Origin of the sequence: Glacieibacterium frigidum (assembly GCF_007097155.1) — a bacterium.
Lineage (GTDB): Bacteria > Pseudomonadota > Alphaproteobacteria > Sphingomonadales > Sphingomonadaceae > Glacieibacterium > Glacieibacterium frigidum.
Genome location: NZ_VJWA01000001.1, coordinates 751,297 through 772,500 on the forward strand (window position 1 = coordinate 751,297; position 21,204 = coordinate 772,500).

Here is a 21,204-nt window from a genome sequence, read left to right on the forward strand (position 1 = left end):
CACGGCGGTGCAAGCTCGGCCGATCGTGTTTGCTCGACCATGGGTGCTGGCGTTCGCCAGCATGACGATGATTGCGGGGGCTGGCCTCACCGGTCCTCCATCCCATCCAGCTGCCGCGACAACAGCCCGTGGAATTCCTCGCCGAACGAACTCAGCCGCGCCTCGAGGCGGCCGAGACCGTGCAGCAGCCGGTTGTACCCGATCACCGCGGGGATCGCCGCGAACAGGCCGATGGCGGTGGCGAACAACGCCTCGGCGATGCCCGGCGCGACGACCGCGAGCGTCGTGTTCTGCGACGCCGCGATGCCGGTGAAGCTGCGCATGATCCCCCATACCGTGCCGAACAGCCCGACGAAGGGCGCCACCGCGCCGATGGTCGCGAGCACGTTCAACCGGTCGCCGAGGTCGTCGATTTCGCGCGCGATCGCGACGCCCAGGATCGAGGTCAGTCGGGCGCGCACGCCCTCGCGGTCGATGCGGCCCTTGCCGAGGCTGCGCCGCCACTCGTTCATCCCCGCGACGAACATCCGCGCCGAGGGGTGCTTGGCCTTCGACGCCGGCTCGTACAGCGCGTCGAGGCTGTCGGCCTTCCAGAACCAGTCCTCGAAGCTCTTCGCCTGCGCGTTGATCGTCTTCAGGCGGCGCGTCCGCTCGAAGATGATCGCCCACGACCAGACGCTCGCCGCGAGCAGCCCGAACATCACGATCTTGATGACGATATCGGCCTGCACGAACAGCGCCCAGGGGCTGAGATCGGCAGCGGCTTGCACGACGGGTTCCATCAATTCTCCGTTTCGGCGCTTTGCCGCAGTTGTTCGAAACGCTGGGCCCATTCGCGCGGTTGCCGCTGCGGGCGCCCTTGCGCGTCGAGCCAGCACGCGGTGACGGCTGCGTCGGTCAGCACTTCGTCGCCGCGGCGCACCTGCTGCGTCATCACCGTCGCCGCGGCGCGCACCCGCGTCACCCAGCTGACGACGGTCAGATCATCACCCAGCCGCGCCGGGCGCTTGTAGGCGATGCTCAGGTCGGCGACCGCGAAATAGCCCTGCGCGGCGCCCAGCAGCGCAAGCTGGTCGATGCCGCACAGCACGAGCATGTCGGAGCGCGCGCGCTCCATGTAGCGCAGATAGTTGGCGTGGTAGACGACACCGGTCAGGTCGGTGTCCTCGAAATACGCACGCGCGGCGAAGCGATGGACGCCGCGCGCGTCGAACTGGCCGGTGGCTGCAGACATTGCGAATGCGTTTAGGCGACCGTGCGTCGCGTTGGAAGCTCGCCCCGTCGCGGTCGCTAACCGGCGCGGCGTTCGGAACGGTAATAGGCGTAGCTGCAGGCGATCGCCGCCGCACCCAGCAAATGCCAGATCGCATGCCCCTGCAGCCAGCTTTCCGGCGCACAGACGCGCCCCGTGTTGTCGAGGATCCAGATGCCGAACGCCACCGCCTTGGCAGCGATGCCCGCGAGGTACCAGCCGGTCACGACCCCCGGCCGCCGGGGCCGCGCGAACGCCATCTCGATCAGGATCGAGGTCAGCAACAGGACGAGGAAGGCATAGCGCCGTGCGTCGGGGACGATGTAGAGGATCGCGACCAGCGCCGCGACGAGCGCGACGTAGAGCAGCGCCGCCTGGCCGGTGCCGAGGCCCCGCCAGCGCGCGATCGCGTAGGTCAGCGAGAAGCCCGTCAGCAGATACATGCCGACGACATCGGCGAACTGCCCCCATAGCGTCAGCGTCGCGTGCAGCAGCGCGCTGCCGACCCCGATGACGACGGCGCTGAACCCGTACCAGACGACGCCCGGCCCCTGGAACGCGGTGTCGGTCCGCGACCGCGCCGACACCATGATCCAGCTGCCGACGAGCAGATAGCCGATCACCGAGATCGTGTTCGACGGCTGCAGCATCAGCTGGCCGGTGCGCGGCAGCTCGCAGAAACAGCGCGTCGCCTGGCACGACGCGGGCAGGTAGCGCGTCCAGTCGGGACCCAGCATGACGAGGATCGCCCAGGTGGCGAGCGACCAGGCCGCGGCGAGGGCGATGGCGGGAAGGGCGCGGCGGCTGGTCATGCGCGCAGCTTATAAGAACGCGGGCGCACCGCAACTCGCGAACTCCTGTCATCCCCGCGAAGGCGGGGACCCGTACGCTGGACCGATGAAGCACGGCGCCGCCCTCGACCCCGCAGCCCGGGACTATGGGTCCCCGCCTTCGCGAGGATGACGACGGCTGTGCTTCTATTCCGAGCTCACACCCCGAAACGCATCGATGGTAAGCCGCAGTCCCTTGGCGAGATCAACCTCCGGCCTCCAGCCGAGCACCCGCTGCGCCAGGGCGATGTCGGGCCGGCGCTGGCGGGGTTCGTCGGGGATGGGCGGGGCAAGGCGGATCTCCGACCGGCTGCCGGTCAGCTCGACGATCAGCTGCGCCAACTCGCCGATCGAGACTTCCTCGGAGTTGCCGATGTTGATCGGCCCCAGCCCGACCGGCGCATCGATCAGCGCGGCGAAGGCCGCCGTGAAATCGTCGACGAAGCAGAAGGAGCGGGTGCGGCTGCCGTCGCCGTTGACGACCAGCGGCTCGCCGCGCAGCGCCGCACCGATGAACTGGGGGATGACGCGCCCGTCCGCCGGGTTCGTGCCGGGGCCGTAGACGTTGAAGATCCGGGCGATCGTGACGTCGACCCCGTGCTGCCGGGCATACGCCGCGCACAGCGCCTCGGCGGCGCGCTTGCCCTCGACGTAAGCTGCGCGCGGACCGACGGGGCTGGTCCGCCCGACATAGGCCTCGGACTGAAGCGCATCGTCGGGGTCGCCGTAGATCTCGGAGGTCGACGCCTGGACGACGCGCGCGCCGTCGCGGCGTGCCGCATCGAGCACCTGCGCCATGCCGGTGACGTTGGTCATCACCGTGCGCACGGCGTCGCGCATGTAATCCGCGGGCGCAGCGGGGGAGGCGAGGTTCAGGATGACGTCGTAACGGCCGGTGATCGGCTCGCGGACGTCGGCATGGATGAAGTCGCAGCCGGCAGGCACGTTCTCGGCGTGTCCCGACGACAGGTCGTCGAGCGCCGTGACGCGCCAGCCTTCCTCGAGCAGCCGCGCGCACAGCGCCCCGCCCAGGAACCCGGCACCGCCGGTCACCAGAACAGCACGCGGCCCGCCACCTGCCGGGACGCGGCGGGTGGCGGGCGCGGTGGTCGTCATGCAAGCAGCTGCCGAAGCATCGCCGCGCGCGGATTACTCCGCGGCGACGGCCTTCGCCGGACGCGGGTCGCGCTTCTCGACGATACGCGCCGACTTGCCCGAGCGACCGCGCAGATAATACAGCTTGGCGCGCCGCACTACGCCGCGACGCACGACCTCGATCGTGTCGATGTTCGGCGAATACAGCGGAAAGACGCGCTCGACGCCCTCGCCGAAGCTGATCTTGCGGACCGTGAAGTTGCTGCCCATGCCCTTGTTCGAGCGCGCGATGCACACGCCCTCGTAGTTCTGGACGCGGGTGCGCTCGCCTTCGACGACCCGCACGCCGACGCGCAGCGTGTCGCCGGCACGGAACTGCGGGACCTTCTTGGTCTCCATGAACTTGGCGATGTTTTCCGCCTCGATCGTCTGGATGAGATTCATCTCATTCCTCTTTCTTCTGTCGTCGCGCGCCAGAGGGCGACAGAACCCGAGCGCTGGAGTAGCGCTCCCACAGGTCCGGCCGCCTTAGCCGTGTATCCGCCTCCGATTGCGCCTGTCGCCAGGCCGCGATCTTCGCGTGATCCCCCGATCGCAACACTTCGGGAATCCCGAGGCCCTCCCAGACGGGCGGCCTCGTATAGTGCGGATGTTCGAGAAGGCCGCTTTCGAAGCTCTCGTCGTCCCCGCTCAAGGGCGCGCCCATTACACCGGGGAGCAGCCGCACGCAAGCATCGAGCAGCACAAGTGCCGCGGTCTCGCCGCCCGACAGGATATAGTCGCCGATGCTGACTTCCTCGATGCCCCGCGCGGCGAACAGGCGCTCGTCGAACCCCTCGAACCGGCCGCAGAGGAGGGTGACGCCGGGGCCCTTGGCGAGGTCGCGCACGCGCGCCTGGGTGAGGGGGGCACCCCGCGGCGTCATCGCCAGCACAGGCGTCCCGTCCGCCACGCCGTCGATCGCCGCCGCGACGACATCCGCCCGCAACACCATCCCCGGCCCCCCGCCGGCGGGGGTGTCGTCGACGCTCCGGTGTTTGTCGGTCGCGAAGTCGCGGATGTTTGCGGCGCGGAGGGACCATACGCCGTCAGCGAGCGCGCGCCCGGCGAGGCTCTGGCCCAGCGGCCCGGGGAATATCTCCGGGTAGAGGGTGAGGACGGTGGCGGACCAGGTCAAAGCGGCAGGGTCCAGTTTTCGACCTTCAGGCCCGGCACGTCGGAAAAGTGCTTCAAATTGTCGGTTACGACGATCAGGTCTTGGGACAGCGCGTGAGCCGCGATGAGTCGATCATAACTGGCGCGCTTGAAGGGCAAGGTGCTATAGGCCATCGCGGCCTTGTAATCGAAGCTAAGTATTGGAACCTCTTCGACAAATTCCCTCAACTGCTCGACGGGTGGCGGCTTGCTGTTGAGCGAACCATAGACAACCTCAGCAAAAGCAACCGCCGAAGTGACGATGTCGCCCTCGTCGCATTCAGCCGCACGGCTCACGATGCCGACGTCGTCATTGAGGACCAGCGCGATGATCACATTGGCGTCGAGTAGATACTTCATCCGTCGTTGTCAGCTTCGCGATCCCATCGAAGGGCCCGCTCTTCGAACAGTCGATCCTCGTCCTTGATGTAGTTCAAAGCCTTCGCCGAACCTGCAACTTTTGCGACGTTGAACTTGCGCTTCGGCTGATGGACAGGCTCGAAGGACAGGAACATGCCATGTTCGACCGTCAGGTCCATCTCCATTCCAGCAGTCAGATTGGTACCAGCCGGGATCCGTACCGCCAGCGAGTTACCTGACTTGAAGATTCTCGTACGGGTCCGCCGTTTGTCGATTGGCTTCAACCAAGGCACTGAGCCAAACACCCGATCGAGCGCAAGACGACGCTCTTCCAAATCGCTTATGTCCGCCATCACCGCCTCCGTATATACTCCGCGTATATACTAATCGACGTAGGCAGGGTCAATCGTCACCGCTTCGCCGACATCGGGCACGGCGGCGGGGGTGAAGGGGACCATGAAGGTCTTGCCGTCGGGTTTGGCGATCTCGAGGATGTCGCCTGCGCCGAAGTTCTCGACCGCGACGATCTCGCCGAGGGGCGCGCCGGCGGTGTCGACGGCGGCCAGCCCGATCAGGTCGCTGACGTAGAATTCGCCCTCGTCGAGCGCGGGCAGCGTGTCGCGGGGCACGGTCAGGGGAATGCCGCGCAGGCCTTCCGCCGCGGTACGGTCGGCGACTTCGGCGAACTTCGCTACGGCACCGATCTTGTCGGGGCGCAGGCGGGTCAGGGTCAGGGTGCGGCCGCCCGCCTCGAACACCTTGTGGCGTTCGAGGCTGGCGAGCGATTCGGCGAACAGCTTGAGGCGAACCTCGCCGCCGATGCCGTGCGCGCCCGCGATCCCTGCGAGGGTGACGCGGGCGCTCATGCGCGTCAGACCGCCGGGCCGGCGGGGCTGGCGTCGGTCTCGGTGGTTGCGTCGAGCGTCGCGTCGCCGGCGGGGGCGTCGCCCTCGACCGCCGTCTCGGCGTCGGCGGTGCTGCTGTCGACGACGGGCTCGGCGTCGGCCGGGGCCTCGACCGCAGTCTCGGCGTCAGCCGGGGCTTCGACAGCCGCCTCGACCTCGGGCGCAGCTTCCGGCTCGGGCTCGGGGGCCGGTGCGGCGGCGGCAGCGGCAGCAGCCTCGGCAGCGGCGACCTTGGCGGCCTCCTGCGCTTCGAGCGCCTCGCTCGCCTTAGTCGCCTTGACCTCGGCGCGCTCCTTGGCGTTGGCGCCGGGCTCGCCCTTCTTGGCGTTCATGCGCGCCGCACGGGTGCGGATGCCCATCGCGTCGAGGAAGCGCGCGACACGGTCCGACGGCTGGGCGCCGACGCCGAGCCAGTAGGACGCGCGCTCGCCGTCGAGCTTGATGCGCTCAGGCGATTCCTTGGGCAGCAGCGGGTTGTACGTGCCGATCTTCTCCAGGAAGCGGCCGTCGCGCGGCTGACGGCTGTCCGTCACCACGATCCGGTAGAAGGGACGCTTCTTCATGCCGCCGCGCGCCAGGCGAATTGCAATTGCCATGTCTGTCGTTCTCTCTCGTTTCTAGCGTTTGAACTTGTCGAACCCGGGGGGCATGCCGCCTGACCCGAGCATTTTCTGAATATCCGGCATTCCGCCGCCGCCGCCCATGCCGGGCCCGCCGCCCATCTTGCCGAGCATCGCGGCCATGCCCTTCATGCCGCCCATCTTGCGCAGCTTCTTCATGGCGCCAGCCATTTCCTGGTGCATCTTGAGCACCTTGTTGACTTCCTGCACGGTCGTGCCGGCGCCCTTGGCGATGCGGATGCGGCGCTTGGCGGTGATGATCTCGGGCTTGCCGCGCTCCTTGGGGGTCATCGAGCAGATCACTGCCTCCATGCGCCCCAGGATGCGGTCGTCGACCTGGCCGTTCGCCATCGCCTTCTTGGCCTGGGCGACGCCGGGGATCATGTTCGCGATCGCGCCCAGTCCGCCCATCTTCTTCATCTGGCCGAGCTGGGTGCGCAGGTCCTCCATGTCGAACTGGCCCTTGGCCATCTTGGCGGCCATCTTCTCGGCCGCCTCCTGCTCGAAGACTTCGGCCGCGCGCTCGACCAGGCCGACGACGTCGCCCATGCCCAGGATGCGGCCCGCGACGCGCTGCGGATCGAACGCCTCGAGCGCGTCGAGCTTCTCGCCGGTGCCGGCGAACTTGATCGGCTTGCCCGTCACCGAGCGCATCGACAGCGCCGCACCGCCCCGCGCATCGCCGTCGAGGCGGGTCAGCACGACACCGGTCAGCGCGACCTGGCTACCAAAGGCAGTGGCGACATTGACCGCGTCCTGGCCCGTCAGCGCGTCGACGACGAGCAGGATCTCGTTCGGCGCACCTTCGCGCGCCACCGCCTGCATCTCGCCCATCAGCGCGTCGTCGACGTGGAGGCGGCCCGCGGTGTCGAGCATCAGCACGTCGAAGCCCTGCAGCTTCGCCGCCTGGCGGGCGCGGATAGCGATCTCGACGGGCTGCTGGCCCGGCACGATCGGCAGCGTCGCGACCTTGGTCTGCTCGCCCAGGATGCGCAGCTGCTCCTGCGCCGCCGGCCGTGCGACGTCCAAGGACGCCATCAGGACCTTCTTGCCCTGCTTCTCGGCCAGGCGCTTGGCGATCTTGGCGCAGGTCGTCGTCTTGCCCGACCCCTGCAGCCCGACCAGCATGATGACCGCGGGCGGCGTGACGCCGAGGTTCAGCTCGACGGCTTCGGAGCCCAGCATCTCGACGAGCGCGTCGGAGACGATCTTGACGACCTGCTGCCCCGGCGTGACCGAACGGATGACCTCGTGCCCGATGGCACGCGTCGTGACGTCGTCGATGAAGGTCTTGACGACGGGCAGCGCGACATCGGCCTCGAGCAGCGCGATCCGCACTTCCCGCATCGCCGCACGCACGTCGAGTTCGGTCAGCGCGCCGCGCCCGCGGAGCTTGTCGAATACGCCGCTCAGGCGGTCGGAAAGACTATCGAACAGACGCGGTCGCTCCAAATAGTAAAGCGCCGGTGAGCGCACCCGCGCAGACCGGCGTGCGCCCTCGGGCGCTTCGCTCCCCACCGGGGAACAGGCGGCGTGTAGGTCAGGCGGGCGTGCGGGTCAAGATCAGGTGCTGCGCCGGCTGGACAGCGCTCGTGACAAGTCGTCGATGACTGGCCGTTACAGGAGCGACTCCGAGGACCCTTATTTGCGGATCTTGAAGGATATGCCCTGCTGAATGCCGCCGCACACCACGCTGGCGCCATCGCGAAACGCGGGTTTGTACCGGAAATCGCGCGCGCTGCGTGCGGCAGCTTCGCTGAAGACCAATGGTGGATGGGCGACGACCGTCCTGACGCCCTGTGGAAGGCCCTTGCTGTCGATGTCGTAGCCGACCCGGACTTTTCCCTCGAAGCCCCAGCGCATCGCCTCGTTCGGAAAGTCTGCAGCACCGACCGTGGCGCGGGTCAGCGTCGGAGGCACCGGAACTGTCGAGCACTGTTCCGCCGTCAGCCCGGTCTCGGCCAACAGGGCGCGCGCCGTGTCGATGCGCCGGGCGGCAGCTTCGATCGAAGCGAGACCCAGTCGTGCGACCTGTCGAAGCTGATCACCGTCCGCCAGCGCTGCCGAAGGGGTGGCAAGGATACGCCGGTAGGCTGCGGCCTGAGCTTCGGTATTTTTATTGGACGCGGTCCAACTCGCCAGCCGCACAGCGACCAACGCCGATCCGCGCGTCGCTCCCAGCCCTTCACGATCGAGCGCGACGAGCAGCGCTTCGAGGGCCTGTGCCGATTCGCGAGACTGACGCCGCCAGTCGCCCTTGGCGCGCACTTCGGAGTCGATCTCGGCTTGGCGCAGACGCAAGTAGATCAGCAGGTCGGCGGGCGCGCCGTTCGCAGTAGCAATGCTGTAGGCGCTTGCAACGGCGCTCGCGGCCTCCGCGGCAGTGCGTACACCATTACCAATCAGCGCGAGCTGGACGGGCAGCAAGCGCGTCGACGATACGCCGTCGCTTACGGTACGCCGCGCGAGTTCGGCGCGCAGCACAGGTAGCGCGGCAGCCTCGGCGGGCGGTAGGTCGGTGACAGTACCCTGACGATCGAGCCAGGCCTCGCTGGCGGAGCCATAGGCGATGCGGTCGACCACCGCGGGCCCGCGATTGGCGCAGCGCAGCTCCAGCCGCACCGTCTGCCGCCAGAACGCCGGAAGCTTGACCGCAGCTTCGGGCCGCCACGACCAGCCGCGTACCGCCTGCGCGAACTCGACCGCCGCCGTCGGCGACGTCGCATAGACGGGCGTTGCGCCGGTGACGCGGCCGTCATTGGCGATCTGGAATTCGACCACGGCCATGTCGTCGCGTCCCACCGCACCCACTGGCGCGCACGACGGCAGCGGCATGTCGGCGCCGAGCTCGAAGCCTTGCTCGGGCAGCTGGCCAGCACCGGTATAGGCGAGATACTTGCGCGTCGCCTCCTCGTCGCCGGCAAAGAACGCCGCGAGCCCGAGGTCGCCGCGGATGCGCACATCGGCGGCGCTGACTCGCGTGCTCAGCCCGCCCGCCGCACTCAGCGCCTTGTCGAGCCAGACGCGCGCCGCCTTCGGCTGTCCTGCGTTGAGTTCGATCCGCCCGCGCAGCGAGAGCAGCTGGGCATAGCTGTCGCGCTTCGTCTTGTCGGCGAACGCCGCCGCCCCGGCGCGCAGCGCCTCGTCGGCATAGGTGCGCGCCGCGGCGGGATCGCTGAAGGTCAGCACGCGCGCCGCGCCGATCGTCGCGCTCAGCCGTGCGCCTTCGTCGGGCGTGGCGGTGATCACCGCGCGGTAGCTGCGCGCCGCCCCGTCGAAATCGATCAGCTGCTCCTGCGTCAGCCCCAGCTCGAGCATCGCGTTGACCCAGTCGGGCGACTTCGGGTCGAGCACCGGCAGCGCCGCCTGGATCAGCGCTACCGCCGCCTCGGGCTCGCCCAGCCCGAAAGCCGCAGTCCCCATGCGCGAGCGGACGATGGCGGCCTGCGTCTTCATCTTGGGATTCGCGTCGAGGCGCGGCAGGATGGCCGCGAACCCGCTGCGCGCTTCCGCAAACCGGCCCGCGTCGAAGGCGGCCTGCGCCGCGGCATATTGCTCCTGCAGCGTCGCCGCACCGGCGGGGACCGCGGCGAGAATCGCCAACGCCGTCAACGTCGTACGCATGAAATCCCCTCGCAACCGCTCCGGCGATTTTTAACGCGGGGGCACACTGTCCGCCAGTCATTTCGGGCTTTCCGGGACGCGCCCGGAGCGATATCGGCGGGTGGTAATCGGGAGACACGCACATGAAGGCGACCGGACTGGCGATGCTGCTCGTACTGGCAGGCTGCGGCTCCGCACCGCCGCCGCCGACCGTGGTGAAGGAGGCGGCGTCGGCCACGCCCGTCGCCGACGCCTGGGCCGGGAAGTGGGTCGGGCCCGAAGGGCTGGTCATGGGGATCGTGGCCGAGGGCGACGGCCGCTACCGCCTGACCAACCAGTACACCCTCGACGACAAGGGTGTCTTCGAGGGTCGCATCGAGGGCGACGCGCTGGTCGTCGACCGCGCCGGCCAGACGGTCAGCATCCGCAAGGGCACGGGCGACGAGACCGGCATGAAATGGCTGGCGGGCAAGCAGGACTGCCTCGTTGTCGGCCCGGGCGAGGGATATTGCCGGGGGTGAGGGAATAGCCATGCCGCGGTCATCCGCAAGCGAAGGGCCTTCTGGCTTTGCCAGTTGCCGGTCGCGATAGTCTGCGAATACCGGATCGTCACGCTCGGATGAAGCGCATTTACCTCCTAATCATGATCGCAGTTTTCGCGCTGTTGCTCATGGGTGGACTCCTTGTGCAGGTCCTCCGAGCCAAGGACTGTACAGATCGGGGCGGCACGATCATCAGCATGCTGACACGCGATCAGCAGTGTGCCGAGAAGAATAACCCATGATCGCCAGTATGGCCGTCGGGAGAGCTTAATTGTTCATCTTCGCCGGCACGCCCGCCAGCGCGCTCGCAAACTCCGCCGCGTCGAAGCTGCGCAGGTCGCCCATGCCCTCGCCGACGCCGATCGCGTGGATCGGCAGGCCGAAGCGCTCGGCCGCGGCGACCAGCACGCCGCCGCGCGCGGTGCCGTCGAGCTTGGTCATCACCAGGCCGGTGACGCCGGCGATGTCGCGGAACACCTCGACCTGGTTTAGCGCGTTCTGGCCTGTGGTCGCGTCGAGGACGAGCACCGTGTCGTGCGGCGCGGTGATCGACAGCTTCTTGAGCACCCGGCGGACCTTGGCGAGCTCGTCCATCAGCCCCGCCTTGTTCTGCAGGCGGCCGGCGGTGTCGATAATCAGCACGTCAGTGCCCTTGGCACGCGCCGCCTCGAAGGCGTTGAACGCCAGCCCCGCCGCGTCGCCGCCCTCTGGGCCCGCAATGACCTCGACCCCGGCGCGCTCACCCCAGATCTTGAGCTGGGCGGTCGCGGCGGCGCGGAACGTGTCCCCGGCGGCGAGCATGACGGTATAGTCCTGCTCGACGAAACGGTGCGCCAGCTTGGCGATGGTCGTCGTCTTGCCGCTGCCGTTGACGCCGACGACCAGGATGACCTGCGGGCGCGGGAAGACGGTCACCGCCAGCGGCTTGGCGACCGGGGCCAGCGTCGCGGCGATCTCGGTGGCGACCGCCGCACGCACCCCCGCATCGTCGATGTCGCGCCCGAACCGCTCCTCGCGCAGCCGCGTCGTGACCCGGCCCGCGACCGCGACCCCCAGGTCGGCGCCGATCAGCGCCTCCTCGATCTGGTCGAGGCGCGCATCGTCGAGGCGCGTCGCGGCGACGAAGCCGAGGCCCGCGCCCAGCTTCTCGCTGCTCCGCGACAGCCCGGTCCGCAGCTTGGTCAGCCAGTCGCTCATGCACACTCCAATACGCCGTCGGCGACGCGGACGCCGGTGACGGTAACGATGCTGCCGGGCGCGGCCGGGGGCACGCGCGCGGGGTGAAAGCCCTCGGTTCGCCCGCGCGTTCCCGACCGCTCGACGAGGACCCGCTGCGGGCGGCCGCACTGCGCGGCGAGTGCCGTGGCGGTGCGTAGCTCGCCCAAGGCGCGCAGGCGGGCGGCGCGGTCGCGTGTCGTCGCGGGCGGCACCTGCGGCATTCGCGCGGCGGGCGTGCCGGGGCGCGGCGAGTAGGGGAAGACGTGGAGCTGGGTCAGGCCGCACTCGTCGACCAGCGCTGCCGTCTGCTCGAACATCGCCTCGGTCTCGGTCGGGAAGCCGGTGATCAGGTCTGCGGCAAAGGCGATCTCCGGCCGCCGCGCCCGCAAGCTCGCGCAGAAGCGGATGGCATGGTCGCGCCCGTGGCGGCGGCGCATGCGCTTCAGGATCAGGTCGTCGCCCGCCTGCAGCGACAGATGCAGCTGCGGCATGATCCGCGGCTCGGACGCGATCAGGTCGAGGAGGAGCGGGTCGGCCTCAATCGAATCGATCGAGCTCAGGCGCAGGCGGGGCAGGGCGGTCTCGGCGAGGATGCGGCGGACGAGCTGGCCCAGCGTCGTGCCGGCATGGGCATAGCTCGTCAGGTCGACGCCGGTCAGCACGACCTCGTTGCAGCCGGCTTCGTGAAGAGCGGCGATGCGCGCGACGACGGTGTCGGGAGCTTCGGAGGTCGAGGGGCCACGCGCGCGGGCGATGATGCAGAAGGTGCAGGCGTGGTCGCAGCCGTTCTGGACGGGGACGAAGGCGCGGGTGTGAATGGGGGCGTCAGCTCCCCTCCCGGTACGGGAGGGGCCGGGGGTGGGCAGTGTCGACAGGCTCGACATTTGGAGCTGGGGGTTACTGCCCACTCTCAGCCCCTCCCGTACCGGGAGGGGGGCACGATACGAGCTAGCCTCGAACTTGCCCCGCCGCCCCACCGTCGCGAACCCCGCGAACGCCCCGGCCTCGACCTCCGCCGCGCACCCCGTCACGACCACCCGCGAACCGCCCCGCGCCGCCCGCCGCGCCGCCTGCGCGCCCGTCCGCACGGCCTCGGCGGTGACCGCGCACGAGTTGACGATGACCAGATCGGGATCGTCGACCAGCCCCCCCAGCACCGCCGATTCGGCGATGTTGAGCCGGCAGCCGAAGCTCAGCACCTGCGTCACGCGAAGTCGTCCGGGTCGATCTCGCCGTCGAACACCCGCGTCGCGGGGCCGCTCAGCGTCGCGCCGCCGCCCTGTGCCCACGCGACCTCGACCGTCCCGCCGGGCAGCGTCACCGCGACCGGCGAGCGCACCAGCCCGCGCCGTATGCCGGCGACCGCCGCCGCCACCGCCCCGGTCCCGCAGGCGCGCGTCAGTCCCGCCCCGCGCTCCCAGACGCGCAGCGTTAGCCCCGCGTCGGTCACCTGCGCGACGCCGACATTGACCCGCTCGGGGAACAGCGCGTCGGTCTCGATCTCCGGCCCGAGCGTCTCGAGCGGCACCGCAGCGGTATCGGGCACGAAGAATACGACGTGCGGGTTGCCGATGCTGAGCGCCATAGGCCCTTCGAGCTCTCCCCACGCCACCGGCAGCCGCGCGCTGTCCATCGCATAGGCCAGCGGCACCGCATCCCAGTCGAACCGCGGCACCCCCATGTCGACGCTCGCCGCCCCGGCGGTGGCGGTCGCGTGAAGCAGTCCGCCCGCAGTGTCGATCGACGGCGCACCGCCCAGCCACGCCGCGACGCAGCGCGCGCCGTTGCCGCAGCTCTGCACCTCGCCGCCGTCGGAGTTCCAGATCCGCATAAAGACGTCGGCGCGGTCGCTGGGCTCGAGCACGAACAGCTGGTCGCAGCCGATACCGGTGTGGCGGTCGCTCAGGCTCCGCACCTGCTGTGTGGTCAAGGGCAACGGCTCAGCCCGCGCATCGAACAGCACGAAATCGTTGCCCAGGCCGTGCATCTTGGTGAAGGGGCGCCGCATGGGGCGACGATGTAGCGCCTCGATGCCTTGATGACGAGGGCGTGCGCGCTCGCTATATCGCGGGCCATGCCTTCGAAAGCCCGAACATGAGCGTCCGCCCCTGGCGCGATATCGTCCGCCGTCCCTCGCGAAGGATCATGGTCGGCAAGGTGCCCGTCGGCGGCGGTGCGCCGATCGCCGTCCAGACGATGACCAACACGCCCACCGAGGACGCCGCCGCGACGATCGACCAGATCCGCCGCTGCGTCGAGGTCGGCGCCGACATCGTCCGCGTCAGCTGCCCGACCGTCGAGGCGACCGCCGCGATGGGCGCGATCTGCCGCGCCAGCGAAGTGCCGATCGTCGCCGACATCCACTTTCACTACAAGCGCGCGCTCGAAGCCGCCGACGCGGGCGCCGCCTGCCTGCGCATCAACCCCGGCAACATCGGCAGCCAGGAGCGCGTCCGCGAGGTCGTGCGCGCTGCCAAGGCCAACGGCTGCTCGATGCGCATCGGCGTCAACGCCGGCAGCCTGGAGCGCCACCTGCTCGAAAAGTACGGCGAGCCGTGCCCCGAGGCGCTCGTCGAATCGGCGCTCGAACATATGAAGATGCTGCAGGACGAGGACTTCCACGAGTTCAAGGTCAGCGTGAAGGCCAGCGACGTGTTCCTCGCCGTCGCCGCCTACCAGGGGCTGTCGGAGGTCTGCGACTATCCCCTCCATCTCGGGATCACCGAGGCCGGCGGCCTGCAGGGCGGCACGGTCAAGTCGTCGATCGGGCTCGGCATGCTGCTGTGGGCGGGTATCGGCGACACGATCCGCGTCTCGTTGTCGGCGGACCCGGTCGAGGAGGTCAAGGTCGGCTATCACATGCTCAAGTCGCTCGGCATCCGGGCGCGCGGCGTGCGGGTGGTGTCGTGCCCCAGCTGCGCGCGCCAGGGCTTCGACGTCGTGAAGACCGTCGAGCGCCTCGAAACCGCGCTCGCCCACGTCACCACCGAGCTGTCGCTCAGCGTGCTCGGCTGCGTCGTCAACGGCCCGGGCGAAGCGCGCGAGACCGACATCGGCATCACCGGCGGCGGCGGTGGCAAGCACATGGTCTATCTGTCGGGCGTCACCAGCCACCATATCGACGAACCCGCGATGGTCGACCACATCGTGTCGCTGGTCGAGAAGAAGGCGGCGGAGATCGAGGCGGCGAAGGCGATGACGCTGCTGGCCGCCGAGTGATCCGCGCCATCACCCCCGCCGACGTCGGAACCGTCCTGCAACTGATCCGCGACCTCGCGGCCTATGAGCGCGACCCCGATGCGGTGAAGGCGACCCACGAGACGCTGCACGAGGCGCTGTTCGGCGCGACGCCTGCCGCCGAGGCCGTGCTCGCCGAGATCGACGGCGAGGCCGTCGGCGTCGCGCTGTTCTTCTTCAACTTCTCGACGTGGAGCGGCAAGCGCGGCCTGTACCTCGAGGACCTTTTCGTCCGCGAGGCGGCGCGCGGGACGGGGACGGGCACCGCGCTGCTGCGCCACCTCGCGCGCATCGCCATCGAGCGCGACTGCGCGCGCTTCGAATGGGCAGTGCTCGACTGGAACGCGCCCGCGATCGGCTTCTACAAGTCGATCGGCGCGGTCGCGATGACCGACTGGACGATCATGCGCGTCGAGGGCGACGCGCTGGCGAAGCTCGCCGCCTGATGGCGTGGGCCGCGCTCGTGCTGGGCGGGCTGTTCGAAGTCGGCTTCACCACCGCGCTGCGACACGTCGATGGATTCCGTAACTGGCCGTGGGTGCTGGCGTTCCTGATCTCGGTGAGCCTCAGCATGGGCCTTCTCGAATACGCGTCGCGGTCTATCCCGCTCGGCACCGCGTACGCGGTCTGGGTCGGCATTGGTGCGGTCGGGACGGTGCTCGTCGGCATTCTCGCCTATAACGAAGCGTCGAGCTGGCCGCGGCTGTTGCTGATCGCCGCGCTCGTCGGCTGCATCGTCGGACTCAAACTGCTGCGCTGACTTGACACAGACGAACCGATATGGTACATCTTGTCGGTCGGTGTGGTGGGATCCGGCAACGACGCGTTTTCGAGCCGATGAATTCCTGAAAAACACGTCTCTGGTGTCAAAGTCGCTCACTTGTTCATATTCAGCTGCGGAGAAAGCGCCGGTGGATGACAAAACCCGGCCTGCCGCCTATCAGCCGCGCACCATGGCCGAAAAAATCCAACGCGTTCGCGGCACCCAGGACCTGTTCGGCGACGACATCGCGCGCTTCGACCATGTCGTCGAGACCTTCAACCGCGTCCGCAAGCTGTACGGCTTCCGCCGCGTCGACACGCCGATCTTCGAGCCGACCGCCGTGTTCGCGCGCTCGCTCGGCGAGACGACCGACGTCGTGTCGAAGGAGATGTACTCGTTCGAGGATCGCGGCGGCGACTCGCTGACGCTGCGGCCCGAGTTCACCGCCGGCATCTGCCGCGCCTATATCCAGAACGGCTGGCAGCAGCATGGTGTTCTGAAGCTCGCGGCACACGGGCCGTTGTTCCGCTACGAGCGGCCGCAGAAGGGCCGCTACCGCCAGTTCCACCAGCTCGACGCCGAGGTCATCGGTGCCGCCGAGCCAGCCGCCGACGTCGAGGTCATCGCACTCGGCGCGCAGCTGCTGAGCGAGCTCGGTATCGCCGACAAGGTGACGCTGCAGCTTAACACGCTAGGCGACGCCGAGACGCGCGCGGCGTGGCGTGAGGCGCTCGTCGCGCACTTCACCGCGCACCAGGACGCGCTGTCGGGCGAGAGCCTCGAGCGCCTGGCCAAGAACCCGCTGCGCATCCTTGATTCGAAGGCCGAGTGCGACCGACCGCTGGTCGCCGCGGCGCCGGGCATCGACGCGCACATGACGAGCGCCGCGGGGGCGTTCTTCGAAGGGGTCCAGAAGGGGCTGCAGGCGGCAGGCGTCGACTTCGTCCGGACAACCTCGCTCGTCCGCGGCTTCGACTATTACCGCCACACGGCGTTCGAGTTCGTCACCGTCCACCTGGGTTCGCAGGGCACGGTGATCGGCGGAGGGCGCTACGACGGCCTGATCGAGACGATGGGCGGACCGAGCACGCCGGCGGTCGGCTGGGCCGCGGGGATCGAGCGGCTGGGGATGCTGGTGGCGGTCGCTACCACGGACGAAATCGATGTCGCCGTGATTCCGGACGCCCCCGCCGCCGAGTCTGAAGCGCTGGCTATTGCTGCACGGTTGCGCTCGCAGGGTGTAAGCGTCGCTACGGCTTATCGCGGAAACGCCAAACGTCGCGCCGAACTCGCAGCGAAGGATGACGTGGGAGCGATCCTGTTTGTGCGAGACACACAAGACGCCGACCAGAAGCTGAATTTCAGTGGTCGAAAGCGCGACGGTAAGGGCAAGGACCGCTTTCAGCGTGTCCTGAGCGCCTTGCACCCAACTTACGATGCAATGGGCGGCACTTACGAATGACCCCCATCTCCCCCGACCGCATCGCGCAGATCGAGCGGCGCCATGCCGACCTCGCAGCGCGCATGGGCAATCCCGACCTGGCCTCGGATCAGTTCGTCCAGCTGTCGAAGGACTATGCCGAGCTGACCCCCGTCGCCGAGGCCGCGGCGCATGTCCGCAAGCTGCGTGAGGAGCATGCCGACCTCGCCGTGCTGCTCGCCGACCCCGAAATGCGCGAGATGGCGGAGGCCGAGATCGGCGCAGTCGCCGACGCGATTCCGCTCGCCGAGCGGGCGCTCGCGCTCAAGCTGCTGCCGCGCGACACCGCCGACGACCGGCCCGCGATGCTCGAGCTGCGCCCCGGCACCGGCGGCGACGAGGCCGCGCTGTTCGTCGGCGACCTGTTCCGCATGTACCAGCGCTATGCCGAGAGCCAGGGCTGGCGCGTCGAGACGATCAGCGCGAGTGCGGGCGAAATGGGCGGCTTCAAGGAGGTCATCGCCTCGATCACCGGCGCCCAGGTGTTCGCGCGGCTGAAGTTCGAGGCCGGGGTCCACCGCGTCCAGCGCGTGCCCGCGACCGAGACGCAGGGGCGCATCCACACCAGCGCCGCGACGGTCGCGGTGCTGCCCGAGGCCGAGGAGGTCGACGTCCAGATCGACGAGGCGCGCGACCTGCGCATCGACGTCTTCCGCTCGTCGGGCCCCGGCGGCCAGTCGGTCAACACCACCGACTCCGCCGTCCGCATCACCCACATCCCGTCGGGGCTGGTCGTTATCCAGCAGGACGAGAAATCGCAGCACAAGAACAAGGCCAAGGCGTTGAAGGTGCTGCGGACGCGCCTGTACGAGGCCGAGCGCGCCAAGCTCCACGACGCGCGCGCCGCCGACCGCAAGTCGATGGTCGGCTCGGGCGACCGGTCGGAGCGCATCCGCACCTACAACTACCCGCAGGGCCGCGTGACCGACCACCGCATCAACCTGACGCTGCACCGCCTCCCCGAAATCCTCGAAGGCCCCGGCCTCGACGAACTCGTCACCGCGCTGATCGCCGAGGACGAGGCGGCGCGGCTGGCGGACCTGGAGGGGTGAGGGCGGCGGAGGCGCTGCGCGCGGCAGCGTCCCGCATCGACCGGCTCGATGCCGAGGTACTGCTCGCGCATGCTGCGAGGGTGGGGCGGATGGCGATACTGCTCGATCTCGACCGGGCGGTGCCGCCGGGGTTCGACGCGCTGGTCGAGCGGCGCGCGAAGGGCGAGCCGGTCGCTTACATCACCGGCAGCCGCGAATTCTGGTCGCTCGACCTGCAGGTCACGCCCGAAGTGCTGATCCCGCGACCCGACTCCGAAACGCTGATCGAGGCGGCGATCGCGCATTTCGGTGAGCGGGCGCCCGACACCATCCTCGACCTCGGTACGGGCTCGGGCGCGCTGCTGCTCGCGGCACTCGACGCGTGGCCCGGCGCGCGGGGCGTGGGGATCGACGCGTCACCGACCGCACTGGCCGTCGCCGCCGCGAATGCCGCACGGCTGAGGTTCGGCACCCGCGCCACCTTCGCACCCGGTGGCTGGGACGGCGACGGCGGTGTCCACGACCTCATCCTGTGCAACCCCCCCTATATCGCCACGAGCGAAACCCTCCCGCGCGACGTCGCCGACTGGGAGCCGCACGACGCGCTCTTCGCCGGCCCCGACGGTCTCGACGATTACAGGCACATCGTACCATTGCTGTCCGGACAACTCACGCCCCACGGCGTTGCCTGCATCGAGATCGGCGCGACGCAGGCGGGCGCCGTCGCCAGGCTGCTCGAAGCACAGGGCCTGACCACCGCGCTCCGCCGCGATCTCGCAGGCTTGCCGCGCTGCCTCGTCGTCACCAAATAGCGCTTGGAAGCCCCGGCGGAACACGCTAGGGCTTGGTTCCAAGGCAGACGTGGAGCACGAAGCTTCCCTGCCCGACCGACCTACATGCAGACGCGGGCGGCCATTCGGGCCAGACGCACAGGAACCCTGCCGCAGGTCACCCTCAACGCAGAACGGCGCAGCCTCGCTCGCCGTCACCCGGGGACGTTCGATTTGATACGCAATAATAATCAGCAGAATGGCCGCCGGCGCGGTCGTGGCGGCGGGCAGGGCGGCGGCGGCATGGGCGGCGCGCCCCGGCCGCAGGGCCAGAATTACGGCAACAACCGCCTCGACATCCGCCAGCGCGGCAACGCGACGCAACTGCTCGAGAAATACAAGACGCTGGCGCGTGACGCCGCGCAGCAGGGCGACCGGGTCGTCTCCGAATATTACCTTCAGTACGCCGACCATTATTTCCGCGTGCTCAACGAAATCCGCGAGCGCCAGCCCGAGAACCAGCGCGGCCCGCGTCCCGGCTATGACGCCGACGACGACGACGGCCAGGATGTCGGCAACGGCTACAATCCCGCCTATGCCGCGCAGAACACCGCAGCCGGCAACGTGTCCGAAGACGATGGCGAGGACCGCGAGTACGCGGCCGACGACAATCAGCGCGCCGACAACCAGCGTGGCGACAACCGCCGCGACGAGCCGCGCGCGCAGCAGCGTGACGACCGTCCGCGCCGCGACGACCAACGTGGCCAGCAGCGCGGCGATGGGCGCAACGATCGCCAGTACGAACCGCGCCAGAGCGAGGGGCGTCAGTACGAGCCGCGCCAGGACGGGCGCCAGAACGAGGGTCGCCAAAACGACAACCGCCAGGGCGAGGCCCGCACCAGCGGCGAGTACCGCCGCGACGAGCCGCGTGGCGACAACCGACGTGAAGAATCGCGTCGTGACGAGCCGCGCCGCGAAGACTCGCGTCGCGAGCCGCGGCAGGATGCCCGCCGCGAGGACGGCCCGCGCGACCAGCGCCCCCGCCGCGAAGCCGCCGAGCGCCCGGTCGAAGCTGTCCAGCGCGCCCCGATCGTTGAGGACGAGCCGATGATCGCCGGCCTGCCGGGTCCCGCGACGATCGTGCCGGAGCCCGTCGCCCCGGTCGCCGCCGCGCCTGCGCCCGAGGAAGCGGCCGTCGAGGAAGCGCCGCGCCGCCGCCGCGGTCGTCCGCGCAAGGTCGATGTCGAGGCGGCTGCTGCCGCCGCGGCGCTCGCCGACGCCGAGGGCTGAGGCCCCGGCGTCGCCTTTTTATCACGCTTTGCGGACGAATTCGGCTGTCACACACCCGCAACAATTACGTCACTTACCCGTGACAAAGCCCCTCTAGGCGCGGCGGTGCAATCGGCACACCAGCCTTACAGGGGGTTTCCTAAATGACGACGACCAAGTGGACCGCGGCCATCCTGGCCACGACCGCACTCACCGCGTTCGCCTTCACCAGCGTCGCGGCGCAGGAGGCTCCCGCTGCCGACGCCGCAGCCGAAGCACCGCTGTCGGCCGAAGAGTCGGCCGCCCAGCTCGAGTTCCTTAAGGCGCAGGTTCAGGCGATGCAGGAGCAGCTCGAGATCCTGAAGGCTGCCAACGCCGCCAACACCGCGTCGTTCAAGGCGGCGCCCGAGCTGACCGGCCAGAAGGGCACTGCGAACGAGGGCTTCAAGTTCAAGGTCCGCGGCCGCTTCATGTACGACTCGGCCTATACCGAGAACCCCAACAACGCGATCGCCACCAAGGACCTGGGCTTCACGACGCGCGTTCGCCGCGTCCGCCTGGGTGTCGAGGGCGGTCTGCCCGGCGGCTTCGGCTACAAGGCGGAATTCGACTTCGCCAACGCCGCGGTCGGCTTCGGCGACGTCGTGCTGAGCTATCGCAAGCCGAACTCGCCGTGGGAGCTCACGCTGGGTAACTTCGAATCGCTCGACGGCCTCGAGCAGATCACCAGCTCGCGCTTCATCTCGTTCGTCGAGCGTGCGCAGTTCAACGAGGCGTTCAACAACACCCGCCGCCTCGGCTTCGCGGCGACCTACATCAGCGCCGACAACGTCTTCCGCGCATCGATCGGTGCGTTCAACGACACGATCAACGCCGATCGCGGCTTGAACGACGACTATATCCTGGCGGCGCGCGTTACCTACTCACCGCAGGCACTGGGCGGCCAGCTGCACTTCGGCGGCAACTATCAGTACCGCAAGTTCCAGACCAACACGCTGGGCATCACCTACCAGGCGCGTCCGTTCACGCAGAACA

The 21,204-nt window shown here is 69.0% G+C and carries 24 protein-coding genes (1 of these 24 only partly in view); 9 read left to right on the forward strand and 15 right to left on the reverse strand.

What is annotated here, in order from left to right; genetic code table 11:
* Positions 1-86 precede the first annotated feature (86 nt).
* The 12 genes from tolQ to FMM06_RS03645 all read right to left on the reverse strand — a co-directional run bounded on the left by tolQ (position 87) and on the right by FMM06_RS03645 (position 9,880).
* On the reverse strand, positions 87-782 hold the full coding sequence (tolQ, locus tag FMM06_RS03590; protein WP_143554824.1) for a protein TolQ: 696 nt from the start codon (positions 780-782) through the stop codon (positions 87-89).
* Positions 782-1,234 carry a YbgC/FadM family acyl-CoA thioesterase gene (locus tag FMM06_RS03595; RefSeq protein WP_143554825.1) on the reverse strand — a complete coding sequence of 151 codons (453 nt, stop codon included), beginning with the start codon at positions 1,232-1,234 and terminating at the stop codon, positions 782-784. The genes tolQ and FMM06_RS03595 overlap by 1 nt, the downstream gene beginning before the upstream one ends.
* Positions 1,235-1,290: 56 nt before the next feature.
* A complete protein-coding gene (locus FMM06_RS03600) occupies positions 1,291-2,064 on the reverse strand; it encodes a ceramidase domain-containing protein (RefSeq protein WP_143554826.1) in 774 nt (257 codons plus the stop codon).
* A 165-nt stretch (positions 2,065-2,229) separates the two neighbouring features.
* Positions 2,230-3,198 carry an NAD-dependent epimerase/dehydratase family protein gene (locus FMM06_RS03605; protein WP_143554827.1) on the reverse strand — a complete coding sequence of 323 codons (969 nt, stop codon included), beginning with the start codon at positions 3,196-3,198 and terminating at the stop codon, positions 2,230-2,232.
* Between the two features lie 33 nt (positions 3,199-3,231).
* Entirely contained in the window at positions 3,232-3,621 is a 390-nt protein-coding gene (gene rplS, locus FMM06_RS03610) for a 50S ribosomal protein L19 (protein WP_143554828.1), read from the reverse strand.
* A 1-nt stretch (position 3,622) separates the two neighbouring features.
* Complete coding sequence (gene trmD / locus FMM06_RS03615) at positions 3,623-4,354, reverse strand: tRNA (guanosine(37)-N1)-methyltransferase TrmD (RefSeq protein WP_143554829.1); 732 nt, start codon at positions 4,352-4,354, stop codon at positions 3,623-3,625.
* Complete coding sequence (locus FMM06_RS03620; RefSeq protein ID WP_143554830.1) at positions 4,351-4,731, reverse strand: type II toxin-antitoxin system VapC family toxin; 381 nt, start codon at positions 4,729-4,731, stop codon at positions 4,351-4,353. The genes trmD and FMM06_RS03620 overlap by 4 nt, the downstream gene beginning before the upstream one ends.
* Positions 4,728-5,084, reverse strand: a complete 357-nt coding sequence (locus FMM06_RS03625) for an AbrB/MazE/SpoVT family DNA-binding domain-containing protein (protein WP_235889055.1) — start codon at positions 5,082-5,084, stop codon at positions 4,728-4,730. Before FMM06_RS03625 ends, FMM06_RS03620 begins: the two co-directional genes overlap by 4 nt.
* Positions 5,085-5,114: 30 nt before the next feature.
* A complete protein-coding gene (rimM, locus tag FMM06_RS03630; protein ID WP_143554831.1) occupies positions 5,115-5,597 on the reverse strand; it encodes a ribosome maturation factor RimM in 483 nt (160 codons plus the stop codon).
* Positions 5,598-5,602: 5 nt separating this feature from the next.
* Complete coding sequence (rpsP, locus tag FMM06_RS17330) at positions 5,603-6,232, reverse strand: 30S ribosomal protein S16 (protein ID WP_143554832.1); 630 nt, start codon at positions 6,230-6,232, stop codon at positions 5,603-5,605.
* A gap of 21 nt (positions 6,233-6,253) precedes the next feature.
* Positions 6,254-7,693, reverse strand: coding sequence for a signal recognition particle protein (gene ffh, locus FMM06_RS03640; RefSeq protein WP_144237067.1), 1,440 nt, complete (start codon positions 7,691-7,693; stop codon positions 6,254-6,256).
* A 204-nt stretch (positions 7,694-7,897) separates the two neighbouring features.
* Positions 7,898-9,880 (reverse strand): energy transducer TonB, encoded by a 1,983-nt coding sequence (locus FMM06_RS03645; RefSeq protein WP_143554833.1) that lies wholly within the window; start codon positions 9,878-9,880, stop codon positions 7,898-7,900.
* A gap of 122 nt (positions 9,881-10,002) precedes the next feature.
* On the opposite strand from FMM06_RS03645, the gene FMM06_RS03650 reads away from it, so the two are divergent.
* On the forward strand, positions 10,003-10,380 hold the full coding sequence (locus tag FMM06_RS03650; RefSeq protein WP_143554834.1) for a hypothetical protein: 378 nt from the start codon (positions 10,003-10,005) through the stop codon (positions 10,378-10,380).
* A gap of 288 nt (positions 10,381-10,668) precedes the next feature.
* Here the strand turns inward: FMM06_RS03650 and ftsY are convergent, their stop codons facing one another.
* From ftsY to dapF, 3 genes are read right to left on the reverse strand one after another with little or no spacing between them, the layout of a single operon-like run.
* The gene (gene ftsY, locus FMM06_RS03655; RefSeq protein WP_143554835.1) at positions 10,669-11,598 is read right to left on the reverse strand and encodes a signal recognition particle-docking protein FtsY; all 930 of its coding nucleotides are present in this window, start codon (positions 11,596-11,598) and stop codon (positions 10,669-10,671) included.
* Positions 11,595-12,827: a MiaB/RimO family radical SAM methylthiotransferase gene (locus FMM06_RS03660; protein ID WP_143554836.1), complete on the reverse strand. Its 1,233-nt coding sequence runs from the start codon at positions 12,825-12,827 to the stop codon at positions 11,595-11,597. Before FMM06_RS03660 ends, ftsY begins: the two co-directional genes overlap by 4 nt.
* Positions 12,824-13,627, reverse strand: coding sequence for a diaminopimelate epimerase (gene dapF / locus FMM06_RS03665; protein WP_143554837.1), 804 nt, complete (start codon positions 13,625-13,627; stop codon positions 12,824-12,826). The genes FMM06_RS03660 and dapF overlap by 4 nt, the downstream gene beginning before the upstream one ends.
* 86 nt (positions 13,628-13,713) lie before the next feature.
* Here dapF and ispG point away from each other — a divergent pair, with 86 nt between their 5' ends.
* The 8 genes from ispG to FMM06_RS03705 form a co-directional block, all read left to right on the forward strand.
* Positions 13,714-14,838: a flavodoxin-dependent (E)-4-hydroxy-3-methylbut-2-enyl-diphosphate synthase gene (gene ispG, locus FMM06_RS03670; protein WP_143554838.1), complete on the forward strand. Its 1,125-nt coding sequence runs from the start codon at positions 13,714-13,716 to the stop codon at positions 14,836-14,838.
* A complete protein-coding gene (locus tag FMM06_RS03675) occupies positions 14,835-15,302 on the forward strand; it encodes a GNAT family N-acetyltransferase (RefSeq protein WP_143554839.1) in 468 nt (155 codons plus the stop codon). The genes ispG and FMM06_RS03675 overlap by 4 nt, the downstream gene beginning before the upstream one ends.
* Entirely contained in the window at positions 15,302-15,616 is a 315-nt protein-coding gene (locus FMM06_RS03680) for a DMT family transporter (RefSeq protein WP_143554840.1), read from the forward strand. Before FMM06_RS03675 ends, FMM06_RS03680 begins: the two co-directional genes overlap by 1 nt.
* Before the next feature lie 193 nt (positions 15,617-15,809).
* Positions 15,810-17,081 (forward strand): histidine--tRNA ligase, encoded by a 1,272-nt coding sequence (gene hisS, locus FMM06_RS03685; RefSeq protein ID WP_144237068.1) that lies wholly within the window; start codon positions 15,810-15,812, stop codon positions 17,079-17,081.
* Positions 17,078-18,151, forward strand: coding sequence for a peptide chain release factor 1 (gene prfA, locus FMM06_RS03690; RefSeq protein ID WP_143554841.1), 1,074 nt, complete (start codon positions 17,078-17,080; stop codon positions 18,149-18,151). The genes hisS and prfA overlap by 4 nt, the downstream gene beginning before the upstream one ends.
* Complete coding sequence (gene prmC, locus FMM06_RS03695; RefSeq protein ID WP_143554842.1) at positions 18,148-18,942, forward strand: peptide chain release factor N(5)-glutamine methyltransferase; 795 nt, start codon at positions 18,148-18,150, stop codon at positions 18,940-18,942. Before prfA ends, prmC begins: the two co-directional genes overlap by 4 nt.
* Positions 18,943-19,026: 84 nt before the next feature.
* Positions 19,027-20,190, forward strand: a complete 1,164-nt coding sequence (locus tag FMM06_RS03700) for a DUF4167 domain-containing protein (RefSeq protein WP_268900673.1) — start codon at positions 19,027-19,029, stop codon at positions 20,188-20,190.
* 143 nt (positions 20,191-20,333) lie between these two features.
* Positions 20,334-21,204, forward strand: partial view of an OprO/OprP family phosphate-selective porin gene (locus FMM06_RS03705; protein ID WP_143554844.1) — the 5' portion only. Its footprint extends 620 nt past the window's final position; 871 of the gene's 1,491 nt are visible here — the first part of the coding sequence; it begins with the start codon at positions 20,334-20,336; its stop codon lies beyond the right edge, outside the window.

Coding starts and splice junctions, on each gene's coding strand:
- tolQ (WP_143554824.1), bottom strand. CDS start 782: ATGGAACCCGTCGTGCAAGCCGCTGCCGATCTCAGCCCCTGGGCGCTG.
- FMM06_RS03595 (WP_143554825.1), bottom strand. CDS start 1,234: ATGTCTGCAGCCACCGGCCAGTTCGACGCGCGCGGCGTCCATCGCTTC.
- FMM06_RS03600 (WP_143554826.1), bottom strand. CDS start 2,064: ATGACCAGCCGCCGCGCCCTTCCCGCCATCGCCCTCGCCGCGGCCTGG.
- FMM06_RS03605 (WP_143554827.1), bottom strand. CDS start 3,198: ATGACGACCACCGCGCCCGCCACCCGCCGCGTCCCGGCAGGTGGCGGG.
- rplS (WP_143554828.1), bottom strand. CDS start 3,621: ATGAATCTCATCCAGACGATCGAGGCGGAAAACATCGCCAAGTTCATG.
- FMM06_RS03620 (WP_143554830.1), bottom strand. CDS start 4,731: ATGAAGTATCTACTCGACGCCAATGTGATCATCGCGCTGGTCCTCAAT.
- FMM06_RS03625 (WP_235889055.1), bottom strand. CDS start 5,084: ATGGCGGACATAAGCGATTTGGAAGAGCGTCGTCTTGCGCTCGATCGG.
- rimM (WP_143554831.1), bottom strand. CDS start 5,597: ATGAGCGCCCGCGTCACCCTCGCAGGGATCGCGGGCGCGCACGGCATC.
- rpsP (WP_143554832.1), bottom strand. CDS start 6,232: ATGGCAATTGCAATTCGCCTGGCGCGCGGCGGCATGAAGAAGCGTCCC.
- FMM06_RS03645 (WP_143554833.1), bottom strand. CDS start 9,880: ATGCGTACGACGTTGACGGCGTTGGCGATTCTCGCCGCGGTCCCCGCC.
- FMM06_RS03650 (WP_143554834.1), top strand. CDS start 10,003: ATGAAGGCGACCGGACTGGCGATGCTGCTCGTACTGGCAGGCTGCGGC.
- ftsY (WP_143554835.1), bottom strand. CDS start 11,598: ATGAGCGACTGGCTGACCAAGCTGCGGACCGGGCTGTCGCGGAGCAGC.
- dapF (WP_143554837.1), bottom strand. CDS start 13,627: ATGCGGCGCCCCTTCACCAAGATGCACGGCCTGGGCAACGATTTCGTG.
- ispG (WP_143554838.1), top strand. CDS start 13,714: ATGAGCGTCCGCCCCTGGCGCGATATCGTCCGCCGTCCCTCGCGAAGG.
- FMM06_RS03680 (WP_143554840.1), top strand. CDS start 15,302: ATGGCGTGGGCCGCGCTCGTGCTGGGCGGGCTGTTCGAAGTCGGCTTC.
- hisS (WP_144237068.1), top strand. CDS start 15,810: ATGGCCGAAAAAATCCAACGCGTTCGCGGCACCCAGGACCTGTTCGGC.
- prfA (WP_143554841.1), top strand. CDS start 17,078: ATGACCCCCATCTCCCCCGACCGCATCGCGCAGATCGAGCGGCGCCAT.
- FMM06_RS03700 (WP_268900673.1), top strand. CDS start 19,027: ATGCAGACGCGGGCGGCCATTCGGGCCAGACGCACAGGAACCCTGCCG.